The sequence below is a fragment of the Nostoc sp. CALU 1950 genome, assembly GCF_051172895.1.
In the GTDB taxonomy this organism is placed as follows: Bacteria; Cyanobacteriota; Cyanobacteriia; order Cyanobacteriales; family Nostocaceae; genus Nostoc; species Nostoc edaphicum_A.
In genome coordinates, this window is the sequence record NZ_JBDNJQ010000011.1 from 46287 (window position 1) to 59920 (window position 13634).

Annotated in this window: 3 protein-coding genes; all 3 read left to right on the plus strand. The window is 41.2% G+C overall.

Going from position 1 to position 13634, the window contains the following annotated elements; genetic code table 11:
* Nucleotides 1-6 precede the first annotated feature (6 nt).
* The 3 genes from ABF638_RS05485 to ABF638_RS05495 all read left to right on the plus strand — a co-directional run bounded on the left by ABF638_RS05485 (nucleotide 7) and on the right by ABF638_RS05495 (nucleotide 13626).
* Nucleotides 7-8991 carry an amino acid adenylation domain-containing protein gene (locus tag ABF638_RS05485; RefSeq protein ID WP_435020941.1) on the plus strand — a complete coding sequence of 2995 codons (8985 nt, stop codon included), beginning with the start codon at nucleotides 7-9 and terminating at the stop codon, nucleotides 8989-8991.
* 85 nt (nucleotides 8992-9076) lie between these two features.
* A complete protein-coding gene (locus tag ABF638_RS05490; RefSeq protein ID WP_435020943.1) occupies nucleotides 9077-10033 on the plus strand; it encodes a cupin-like domain-containing protein in 957 nt (318 codons plus the stop codon).
* A 428-nt stretch (nucleotides 10034-10461) separates the two neighbouring features.
* The gene (locus ABF638_RS05495; RefSeq protein ID WP_435020945.1) at nucleotides 10462-13626 is read left to right on the plus strand and encodes a non-ribosomal peptide synthetase; all 3165 of its coding nucleotides are present in this window, start codon (nucleotides 10462-10464) and stop codon (nucleotides 13624-13626) included.
* Nucleotides 13627-13634: the final 8 nt, after the last annotated feature.

Below are 13634 nucleotides of genomic sequence, written 5' to 3' on the forward strand. Positions count from 1 at the left end.
GAGATTATGGATATTAAAAAAGATGAAATTTTAAAACGACGGTCAAAGCTTTCACTCGCTCAACAGGAGCTTCTCAAAAAGCGATTGCGAGGTGAAGTTGACTCTCACTCTCAATTAGAGGTTATTTCAAAACGTCTCCAAATCAGTCCTGCTCCCCTATCCTTTGCTCAACAACGGCTGTGGTTTCTCCAACAGTTAGATCCCGATAATCCTTACTACTGTGAACTAGCATGTGTACAGCTTGTAGGCGCGCTGAATGTAGATGCGTTAGAGCGAAGTCTGAACGAGATTGTGCGACGCCATGAAGCGTTACGTACTACTTTTGAAATACTCGAAGAACAAGCAATTCAGGTTATTCATCCTACTGTAACTGTGACACTGCAACTGGTGAACTTGCTCTCGATGCCAGAAGCTGAACGACATGCACAAGTTGAGCGGTTAACAACAGAAATATCTGAAAAACCTTTTGATTTAGTGACTGGCCCGTTGCTGCGAGTCATGCTGCTACAAACAGGTGTCGAAGAATACTTGCTGCTGTTCACGATTCACCACATTGCCGTTGATGGTTGGTCTATAGGAGTGTTAATCCGTGAATTAGCAGTACTCTATGAAGCCTTTTCCACCAGTAAAACATCTCCTCTCCCTGATATCTCTATTCAATACGCAGACTTTGCTATTTGGCAGCGTCAGTGGCTACAAGGCGAATTACAAAAGACGCAACTTAGTTATTGGAAGCAACAATTGGCTGATGCTTCTACTTTGGCTTTGCCCACAGATCGCCCACGGCCGGCAGTCCAAAGTTTTCGAGGCGCAATTGCTTCTTTTGAGTTATCAGCAAGCCTAACTGATATGCTCAGATCCCTGAGCAATCGGGAGGGAGTAACTTTGTTTATGACGCTACTGGGAGCATTTCAAGCTTTACTGTGCCGTTATACAGGGCAAGAAGATATTTGCGTTGGCTCCCCAATTGCTAACCGCAACCAAGGTCAGATTCAAGGGCTGATTGGTTTTTTTGTCAATACCCTTGTGCTGCGGACTCATCTTTCTGGTAATCCAAGTTTTTTAGAATTGTTGAATAGAGTACGCGAGGTATGCGTGGGTGCTTATGCTCATGCAGATATACCTTTTGAGCAATTAGTTGAAGAACTTCAGCCAGATAGAAAACTCAGTCAGATGCCCTTGTTTCAGGTAATGTTTGCTTGGCAAGAAGACACTCAAAAGGAACTGACACTACCTGGTTTGACTTTGAATTGGCTCCCGACGCACGGTCAGACTGCTAAATTTGATTTAAGCCTGTACTTAGTGGACGCACAGCCAAAGTTGCAGGGATTCTTAGAATACAACACCGACTTGTTTGATGCTGAAACTGTTACTCGGATAGTAGAGCATTTTTGTAATTTGCTAGAAGGGATTGTTGCAAATCCACAAGCAAGATTATCTGACTTACCACTATTGACGGCTGAAGAGTTACATCAGCAGCTAGTGGAGTGGAATAACACTCAGGTTGAGTATCCCCAACAGCAATGTATTCATCAGTTGTTTGAAGCGCAAGTAGAACGCACACCTGATGCTGTTGCAGTAATATTTGAAGATCAACAGCTAACCTACCGCGAACTGAATGCTAGAGCAAATCAACTAGCGCACTACCTCCAACAACTGGAAGTAAAACCAGAAGTATTGGTGGGAATTTGTGTAGAGCGCTCTTTGGATATGGTCATCGGTCTATTAGCCATCCTGAAAGCTGGTGGTGCTTATGTACCCCTAGACCCTAATTATCCCCAAGAACGCTTGGCTTATATGTTGTTTGATACTCAACTACCAATTCTGCTAACTCAGCAGTCCTTAGTTGAACAATTACCAACACATAAAGCACATATAGTTTGCTTAGATACACATTGGGATCAGATTGCTCAAGAAAGCCAAACTAACCCGATAAATACGAATACAGTTAATAATTTAGCTTATGTAATTTACACCTCTGGCTCCACAGGCAAACCCAAGGGAGTGCTTGGTCTTCATCAAGGTGCAGTCAATCGGTTTCATTGGATGTGGAAATTTCATCCCTTCACTGAAGAAGAGGTTTGTTGTCAAAAGACATCCTTAAACTTTGTAGATTCAGTTTGGGAAATCTTTGGCCCTTTACTTCAGGGAATAACCACAGTAATTTTGCCAGAGCAAGTTGTCAAAGACCCACAACAGTTTGTAACTAGTCTTGCAAACAAGAATGTAACACGATTAGTACTTGTGCCTTCCTTATTACGTATATTATTAAATACATATAATCTTTTACAGTTGCAGCTACCCAAGTTAAAGTTATGGATTAGCAGTGGTGAAGCACTATCTACCGATCTCGTAGTACAATTTCGGCAGAGTTTACCGGATAGTACCTTGTTAAACCTTTACGGTTCATCGGAGGTATCTGCGGATGTTACTTGTGCCAAGATTACCCCACAAACACCCCAAACGGCATCTGTTTTAATGGGTCGCCCAATTGCTAATACCCAGATACATATACTAGATGCCAATAAGCAACCTGTTCCTTTAGGTGTAATCGGTGAAATATATGTAGGTGGTGTCCAACTGGCACGAGGTTACTTAAACCGTCCCGATTTGACAGCAGAAAAATTTATCCCTCACCCTTTTAGTATTCAACAGTCTGCACGTCTCTACAAAACTGGGGATTTAGCCCGTTATCTAGCAACTGGAGAAATAGAATACATTGGTCGCATTGACCACCAAGTAAAAGTCCGTGGTTTCCGCATTGAGTTGGGAGAAATTGAGTTTGTCATTAACCAATATCCGCCAGTCCGAGAAAGCATAGTTGTAGTAGAGAAAAATTCTGTAGATTCTCAACGTTTAGTTGCTTATATAGTTCCACAAAAAGAAGAGACGCTGACAATTCCCGAACTACGCATCTTTTTGGAGTCAGAGTTACCAAGCTACATGGTACCAGCAGTTTTTGTCATCCTTGAAGCACTACCACTAACACCCAATGGCAAAGTTGACCGGAAAGCACTACCAGCACCAGAATTAACACAGCTATCAACATCCAATCATGTTCCGCCTAGCACGCCAATAGAGAATTTATTAGCAGGAATTTGGGCAGAAATACTGGGACTTAACAAAGTCAGTATTCATGAGAATTTCTTTACTCTGGGAGGACATTCATTAATTGCCACTCGCGTAATATCCCAAATTCGGCAAGTATTTCATATAGAACTGCCTTTACGTTGTTTATTTGAAAAACCGACGATCGCAGGGTTAGCCAAAGAAATTGAAATAGCCAACCAAGCAGACTTAGGAATTGTAACAACAAAGATTGAGCCGATAGTGCGATCGCCACAATTACCGCTATCTTATGCTCAACAGAGGTTATGGTTCCTAGCTCAATTAGAACCAGACAGTCCCTTCTACAACATCCCTGCTAATGTTCGCCTACAAGGAAAATTAAATTTCGAGGCACTACAACAAAGTTTCGATGAAATTCTGCGCCGTCATGAAGCATTGAGAACCAATTTCCAGACAGCCCAAGGGCAAGCAATAGCTGTTATCAAGGAAACGAAATCGCTTGTATTGCCTTTACTCGACCTGAGTGAATTAACTTCAGCTCAGCAGGAATTTGCAGTCAAACAACAGGCTGTACAAGAAGCACAAACACCTTTTGATCTAACCAGTGACCTCTTATTGCGGGTAAAACTATTACGTCTGGATGCACAAGAACACATTGTACTAGTAACAATGCACCACATCGTCTCTGACGCTTGGTCAATTGGTGTACTAGTGCAAGAGTTGGCAAAACTTTATCCAGCCTTCTGTAATCAGCAACCTACACCGTTAACTGAACTGCCAATACAATATGTAGACTTCGCCGCTTGGCAACGACAATGGCTGCAAGCAGAAGTATTACAATCGCAGATATCTTATTGGCGAAAGCAATTACAGGGGACACCCAAAGTATTAGAGTTACCCACAGACCGCCCCAGACCAGCAATTCAGACATTCCGAGGTGCAACTTACTCATTTAACTTATCTGAGGAACTCTCTGTAGCTCTGAACAAATTCAGCCAGCAGCAGGGGAATACCTTATTCATGACGCTGTTAGCAGCTTTCCAAACACTGCTATGGCGTTACACAGGGCAAGAAAATATCGTAGTTGGTTCACCCATTGCCAATCGTAACCGGGCAGAGATAGAAGGGTTAATTGGATTTTTTGTCAATACTTTGGTACTGAGAACCAACTTGGTAGGAAATCCCAGCTTTGAGGAGCTACTCAAACGGGTGCGGGAAGTAGCATTAGGAGCATACACTCATCAAGATTTGCCGTTTGAATTGTTAGTTGAGCAACTGCAACCACAAAGAGATTTAAGCCATACACCACTATTTCAAGTGATGTTTGTCCTTCAGAATGCACCAATTTCCACCCTAGAGTTGCCTGATCTGACCTTAACTTATTTACAAAGCAATAGTGATAGTGCCAAGTTTGATTTAACCCTAAACATGATTGAAACAGAGTCGGGGTTAGTTGGTAGTTTAGAATACAATACTGATTTATTTGAGCAAAGCACAATTTGGCGGATGGTGGGCCATTTGCAAACGTTGCTTGCAGGAATTGTTGCTAATCCACAGCAGCAGTTGTCAGAGTTGCCACTGTTGAGTGAATCTGAGCAGCATCAATTACTACTGCAATGGAATGATACGGAAGTTGAGTATCCCCAACAGCAATGTATTCATCAGTTGTTTGAAGCGCAAGTAGAACGCACACCTGATGCTGTTGCAGTAGTATTTGAAGATCAACAGCTAACCTACCGCGAACTCAACACCAAAGCAAATCAATTAGGGCATTATTTGCGATCGCTAGGAGTAAAACCAGAAGTATTGGTGGGGATTTGTGTAGAGCGATCGCTCGATATGGTCATCGGACTATTGGCAATCCTGAAAGCTGGTGGTGGATACATCCCATTAGACCCTAGTTATCCCCAAGAGCGATTGGCATTTATACTCAAAGACGCCCAAGTGCCAGTACTCCTAACTCAAGCCTCCCTTGTGGAAGCAATGCCACAACACAAAGCTAAAGTTGTTTGTTTAGATACAAATTGGCAGGCGAATACTTACCAGAGGCGATGCCAACAAAACGAAGATGCTGCGCGAACGCCGAACGTACAACAGAGCCAGGAAAATTTATGCCCAGAGTTAACTCCTGACAACGTAGTTTATGTCATCTATACTTCTGGTTCAACAGGTAAACCAAAAGGCGTACAAATTCCCCACAGCGCTTTGAGCAACTTTTTGTACTCCATGAGGCAAAGACCAGGGTTAAGCCAAGAAGATACCTTACTAGCAGTCACAACATATTCCTTTGATATTGCGGCGTTAGAAATGTTTCTGCCAATCATAGTTGGTGGTCGTTTGGTAATCGCCAGTCGGGAAGTATCCTTAGACGGAACACAGTTGTCAGCAAAACTGCAAGACTCAAAAGCTACAGTCATGCAAGCCACACCTGCTACTTGGCAAATGCTTCTAACAGAAGGCTGGAGTGGCAATGAGCAATTAAAAATTCTTTGTGGTGGAGAAGCTTTACCTGAATACCTAGCCAATCAATTATTGCATCGGTGTGCCTCTTTGTGGAATATGTACGGCCCCACAGAAACCACCATTTGGTCGGCAGCATCTCAGGTAGAAAGAGACAGTAAGGTTGTAGCAATTAGCCACCCGATTACGAATACGCAATTTTACATCCTCGACCAATACAGTCAGTTAGTTCCTGTAGGTGTAGCAGGCGAATTGCATATCGGTGGAGATGGACTTGCACGAGGCTATTTCAACCGTCCCAACCTCACAGCAGAAAAATTTATCCCCAATCCCTTTAGCAAAAAAGCTGCGCGTCTTTATAAAACTGGGGATTTAGCCCGCTATTTACCCAATGGAGAAATAGAGTACATTGGTCGCATTGACCACCAAGTAAAAGTCCGTGGTTTCCGCATTGAACTCTTAGAAATTGAAGCAGTAATTAACCAATACCCAGAGGTGCGAGAAAGTGTGGTTATAGCTCGAGAAGACTCCTCTGAAGGGAAGTCTTTGGTAGCTTATTTAGTCCAGAACCCAGAACATCAGGGAGCGGGTGAGGAGACGACGAAATTGCAAACTGAGCAAATTTCACAGCGGCAAATATTACCGGGGCTACGCAACTTTTTAGAGTCGAAGTTGCCAAGCTACATGGTGCCAAGTGCTTTTGTGATGCTAGAAACGCTACCACTCACACCCAATGGCAAAGTTGATCGGAAAGCGCTACCAGCACCTGATATGAGTAGATCCCACCTAGAAAAAGTTTTTGTTGCACCTCAGAATCCATTTGAAGAAGTGGTAGCTGGCATTTGGGTTCAAGTTCTGAATCGGGAACAAATAGGTATCTATGACAATTTCTTTGAGTTAGGCGGGCATTCATTGTTGGCGACACAAGTAATTTCTCGCATAAATAAAGCTTTCGAGATAAATCTATCGCTACATCGCTTATTTGAGTCCCCAACAGTGGCTGAATTAGCCAAAAATATCGAGGAGACGATCAAAGCAGAATTGGGGCAACAGTCTCCCACTATTGGGCGCGTCTCTAGAGTCAAAAATCTACCTCTTTCCTTCGCTCAAGCTAGACTATGGTTGCTGGAGCAATTACAACCAGGCAGCGCTATTTACAACATACCAATTGCCGTGCGCTTCGTTGGTTTCTTGAATGTGGCTGCGCTGGAGCAAGCTTTTGCAGAAATCGTATATCGCCACGAAGCCTTACGTACTACCTTCCATCTGATAAATGGACAACCCTTTCAGGCGATCGCTTCCAGCCTAAGAGTTACACTACCAGTAGTGGATTTGCGGGAATTGCCAGAAGCACAGAGAGAAGCTCTTGTTCAAAAGCTAATCATAGAAGAATCGCAACGCTGCTTTGACTTAGTTCAGGGACCATTACTAAGATGCACTCTCCTGCATATTCACGAGCAAGAGTATATAGTATTGTTCACCATCCACCATATTGTTTCAGATGGCTGGTCAATGGGCGTGTTTGTTCAGGAGTTAGTAGCACTGTATGAAGCCTTCTCTGCTGGAAAACCCTCTCCACTCCCAGAACTGGCTATTCAGTATGCAGACTTTGCAGCGTGGCAACGACAGTGGTTACAGGGTGATGTTTTGGAAACCCAACTCGCCTACTGGAAGAAGCAATTAGGCAATCTCCCTGTGATGAAATTGCCTACAACTCGTCCCCGTGCGGAAGTGAAAACTAATCTAGGTGACACTTCATCTTTTTTAATTCCCGCCAAAGAGTTCAAAGCACTTCAAGCGCTCTCGCGTCAAGAGGGTGTCACTTTGTTCATGACTCTGCTGGCAGGTTTTCAAGTGTTGCTACAACGCTATACAAATCAGGATGACATCGTTGTAGGTACTGATGTCGCTAACCGTAACCAACCTGAGACTGAATTATTAATTGGTTTTTTTGTCAACTTACTTGTTTTACGCACTGATCTTGCTGGTAACCCCAGTTTCCGAGAGTTACTTAAACGAGTGCGCCAGGTAGCATTAGGAGCATACACTCATCAAGATTTGCCCTTCGATCAATTAGTGAAGGCATTGCAACCAGAGCGGAATTTGAGCAACACACCCTCACTATTTCAGGTGTTATTTGTCCTTCAGAATGCCCCGATGCCACCATTAGAATTGCCAGGACTGACATTAAGTTTATTGGAGATTAAAAACGAAATAGCAAAGTTTGATTTAGCACTATTTCTGACAGAAACAGATCAAGGTATCGTCGGAAACTGGCAATACAATGCTGACCTTTTTGAAACCAGCATCATCACTCGCATGACAGATCACTTCAAGACATTACTCAATAGCATTATCTCCGAACCTGATGCCCGAATCAACAGTCTAGAAATGCTGACCGAAGCTGAAAACAAGCAACAAACTATGCAAAAAGAAGAGCGGAAAGCTTTCAATCGAGAAAAATTTATTAGTATTGCTCCCAAGGCTGTCACCCTATCACCAGAAAAATTAATTAAGACATCCTATCTGCAAACTGGGCAAACATTTCCTCTAGTAATTCAGCCTGATACTGACGAGATTGATTTGGGAGATTGGGCTAAAACTAACCGGAAATTTATAGAGACGGAATTGTTAAAACACGGAGCTATTCTATTTAGAAATTTCCATGTAAATTCCGTTTCGGTATTTGAAAGCGTTGCTCAAGGGATTTGTCCAGAATTATTTAGTGAATATGGCGATTTACCGCGTGCTGTAGAAGGGAGTAAAGTTTATGGTTCTACTCCTTATCCAGCCGATAAAGCTATCCTCTTTCATAATGAAAGTTCTCACTTACATTGCTGGCCTTTAAAAATTTGGTTTTTCTGTGTACAACCAGCACAACAAGGTGGAGAAACGCCGATTATCGACTGTCGCAAAGCTTACAAAATACTCAATCCCCAGTTGCGAGAACGATTAGCTAAAAAACAATTAATGTACGTCCGCAACTACACCGATGATTTAGATGTAAGCTGGCAAGACTTTTTTCATACTAATGATAAATCTGTAGTAGAAAATTACTGTCGGCAGGCTAGAGTTGATTGTGAATGGTATGATAATAATAGTTTAATAACTCGCCAAATTCGTCCGGCGATCGCAGTACATCCAAAGACAAGTGACAGAGTATTTTTCAATCAAATCCAGTTACATCACATCGCCTATTTGGATGTAGGAGTTCGAGAATCTTTGTTGTCTTTATTTGGAGAACAAAGGCTACCACGTAATGTTTATTATGGTGATGGAACTTCTATAGAAGACTCAGTTATTGCAGAAATTAATGAAGTTTATCATCAGGCAGAAACTAGCTTTCCTTGGCAGCAAGGAGATATTTTGATGCTAGATAATATGCTCGCTGCACACGGACGCTATCCTTATGTAGGGCAACGCAAGATTGTAGTGGCGATGGGGGAAATGATTTGTAGTTGAAGATAGTAAAGAAACTATACTAGCGAAGTAAAATATTATCTCTTCAACCACAAATTCTAAAATCACCAATTAATGGTATTTGATTATGACTATACAATCATCTTTTTTCTTCCCCAATATTATGGAACTTATTTTTGCCCTAATTACGTTGACTGTTGTCATAAGTTTAGTCATGTACCTCACGTTGCACAAGAAAAGAAGTAAGTTAATATGGACGCCTATTTCTTCTATTGATCGTCGCAGCAACCTCTCTTATGATGAGTTCGTTCGAGAATATGCATCTGTTGGAAAGCCTGTGATTATAACTGACGCGATGAAAGACTGGAAAGCTTCAACCAAGTGGACTATGGATTTCTTCAGGACAGAGTACGGATCATCTGTGGGTCAAGTGATGGATTGCGCGACTCTAACTAAATCTCCCATGACTATTGCTGATTACCTAGATTACATGACTCTTAAGGAACGTGATAAATTGCTATGCTTGGAACGCCTAGTAATTGAGAATCGTCTTGATCTTCGACAAGACTACAAAGCTCCAATATACTTTCTGGACATTCTTGAGAAGATACCACAAGAGGTTCGCAATAAATACAAGTATTATCCAGGTCATATCCTTATAGGTCATAAAGATACATCCATAGGTCTTCACTATGATTCCCATCATTTAAATGCTTGGATAGCAGTAATTTCTGGGAAAAAGCGAGTTGTCTTGCTCTCACCAGACCAAGGAGATTTTGTGTACGATGGAGAAGTTGATACGTTCAACCCGGACCTAGAAAAGTTCCCACTTTACGCAAATGCCAAACCAATAGAATTTATACTAAACCAAGGAGAAATCATTAATATCCCACCAGATTGGTGGCATCATGTGAAGAACATTGAAGACAGCATAACCTTGCAACACCATTGGGCAGATAAATGGAACTCAGAAATAGTTTTTCAAAGTTATATTGAAGATAGTCCAAAAGTTGGTTATCTGATACCATTAATGATAAATTTTCCCTGGTTAGGCAATGCTCTATTTGCTATTGGTTTTCTCTAAGATGGTTATACAAATTTGTTAAAATTAGTCTTATTTGTAATCAAATCTTCTACTAAACCAACTTTCTAGCAAATAATACGAAATCATGACATATTGGAATTGATACAAGTCCATATTTATTAGCATTTTTTATTTAACTATGGCCAGTTAATTCAAAAGAATAAATTGATTTCCAGAAGTTATTTAATGAGCTAATAGGGGATTTTTAAAGCGCTTTTTAGATAATTTTTGCTTACTAAATTTGCGAATAAAGACTTGCCAGCCTCAAAAAAATTTACTAAATAAAAACTGACAGAAATCGATTATCCTTAGTTCTAACATAGTAAAAATCATGAAAAAATAATATATCTAGGTTTAATTAAGATGATAATAACGACAGATAAAATAACTTTGATTTGAAGATGTTGAATATTTTATAAATAAAGTTTATGCATACTAAAACTGTTAGCGGATTTCAGCTTTCCCCTTTACAAAAGCGTCTTTGGTTATTACAGCAAGATAATTCAACTTATTGTACTCAATGTGCTATTTTCCTTGAAGGCAATCTCAAACCAGAGGTTTTAAAAGCCGCTTTACAACAAGTTATCAATCGACATGGAATTCTTCGGACAAGTTTTCGTCGCTTGTCAGGTATCAAAGTTCCAGTCATGGTTATAGCAGAGAGTAGTGTTCTGGTATGGCACGAAATCAATCTGAGTGATTGTGAACCACAGGAACAAGAAGCTAAATTTGAAGCTATTTTTCAACAACAGAGACGCCAAAATTTCGACTTTGAGCAAGATATGCTCTTGTCTGCATCTCTACTAACGCTGTCACTAGATAAATATATTTTAATAATCAGTTTACCTTCCCTTTGTGCTGATACCTGGACACTCAAAAATTTAGTAGCTGAAATCAGCTATTCATACTCTGCTTGCTTACAAAGTGAAATAATATCAGAAGAAGTTGTACAATACCTGCAATTCTCAGAATGGCAAAATCAATTGCTCGAAGATGAGAATGCGGAAATAGCTCATAAATATTGGCAAGAGCAAAAGTTACCTTCCCAAACTATATTAAGACTGCCTTTTGAAAGCCAATCTGCAAAACAAACACAATTCCAGCTTGACTGTTTGCGATTGACGATCGCACCTGATGTCACCGCAAAGGTTGCAACACTAGCTAGAAAGCATAATACTTCAACGGCTGTAGTTCTACTAGCCTGTTGGCAAACCCTAATTTGGCGACTCACTGGAGAGCCAGAAATGATCATTGGCATGGCTGGCGATCGCAGGGAGTATGAAGAACTCCACGAAGTACTGGGACTGATTGCCACCTGGATTCCCATTAAAAGTCAACTCACACCAGACTTATGCTTCCAAGAACTCTTAAAATTTAACGAAAATACCCTAACTAATAACACAGAATGGCAAGATTATTACACTCCTGAATCTGTAGGGAATGAAAACAATTTGGTATTTCCCATTGGTTTTGAGTTTGAACAACTACCCGAAAAACATTTTGCTAATGGTGTGTCATTTTCGCTAGAAAAATACTATAGCTGTATTGAGCCATTTAAAGTTAAACTCACTTGTACTCAGTGCAGTGAAACTTTAAATGCAGAATTTTACTATGATGTCAATTATTTCTCACCTGATAGTATTCAACGTTTAGCTGGGCATTTTCAAACTTTATTAAATCATGCTACGAACAATCCAGATAAAAAAATTAGTCAATTAGATATAATCAGTAAAAGCAATCGCCAACAATTACTAGTTGAGTTTAATCAAACGCAGATTGATTATCCAAAAAACAAATGTATACACCAGCTTTTTGAAGAACAAGTAGAAAAAACACCTAACAATATTGCCCTTGTATTTGAAGACCAGCAACTAACATACACAGAGCTTAACCGCAAAGCTAATCAACTAGCTCGTTACTTACAAACATTGGGAGTCAAGGCGGAAGTTATAGTTGGGCTGTGTGTAGAGCGATCGCTCGAAATGATTATTGGACTTTTGGGCATCCTCAAGGCTGGTGGAGCATACTTACCACTAGACCCAACATTACCAAAGGAAAGTCTTGATTTCCGGTTGCAGGATGCTCAAGCGTCATTGGTGATTAATTTAGACACCGATTGGAACATCATTGCTCAGTACGACGATGATAATCCCAACAGTGAGGTAACTACTGAGAATTTAGTCTATGTAGTGTTTACCTCTGGTTCCACTGGCAGACCAAAGGGAGTAGCCATTGAACACCAGCAACTAGTTAATTACCTCAATAGCATCACAGAGAGATTAAATCTACCCGCAGCAGCTAACTTCGCTAGTGTTTCTACCTTAGCCGCAGACTTGGGTAACACCGTTATCTTTCCTTCTCTTTGCACAGGTGGCACTCTGCATATCATATCCTCCCAGCGAGTTGCTGACTCAGCAGCCTTAGCTGAATACAACCGCCAACATTCCATCGACTGCCTGAAAATTGTCCCCTCCCACCTTGCCAGTCTCCTAGCATCCGCTCCATCCGAGTCCATTCTGCCTCGCCAAAGACTGATCTTGGGAGGTGAAGTAGCAACTTGGGATTTAATCGAGCAGATTCAGCAGCAAGCACCAGATTGCTTGATCTTCAATCACTACGGCCCAACAGAAGCTACCGTAGGTGTTACTACCTTCGCCGTTCAGAATAACCAAGCTAGTCATAATTCAAAAACAGTTCCACTAGGTCGTCCACTGGGGAATATACAGATTTATCTGTTAGATCAGCAGCTGCAACCCGTACCCATTGGTGTGCCAGGTGAATTGTATATCGGTGGAGCCTCTTTAGTTCGGGGTTATTTAAATCGGCCCGAACTAACCGCAGAGAGATTTATAGCCAACACCTTTGGAAATTCAAAATGCGATCGCCTTTACAAAACTGGTGATTTAGCACGTTACCTACCTGATGGCAACATTGAATTTATCGGACGGCTAGATAATCAGGTAAAAATCCGGGGCTTCCGGATTGAACTCTCCGAGATTGAGATGGTGCTGTGTCAGCATCCAGAAGTACAACAAGCTGTGGTTTTGCTGCGAGAAGACAAGCGGTTGATTGCCTATATTGTTCCTAAGCAAAAACAGACACCCAGTGTTAGTAATATGCACAGGTTTCTGAGAGAAAAACTGCCGGAATATATGATGCCCTCGGCTTTCGTGATCCTCAAGGCGCTGCCACTAATGCCAAATGGCAAGGTGAACCGCAGTGCGTTACCAGAACCAGATGGTTATCGCCCAGAATTAGAAGCAACTTATCAGCCACCTCAAACAGAGATAGAAGAAGCGATCGCTATTATCTGGCAAGAGGCGCTGAATGTGCAAAAAGTTGGTATTAATGATAACTTCTTTGAACTCGGTGGACATTCATTACTCATTGTGCAAATTCATAGCAAACTGAAAAACCTTTTTAATCAAGATTTATCCATAACTGATTTATTTGAACATCCTACTATCAGTTCTTTAGTAAAGTTCTTGAGTCCAGAAAAAAGCGAAGAATCTTCTTTAGAAGAAAGCCATAACAGAGCTAAAAGTCGGATGAATGAAAGACAACTAAGAACACAGTTTCGGCAAAAACTTTAAATTAAAAA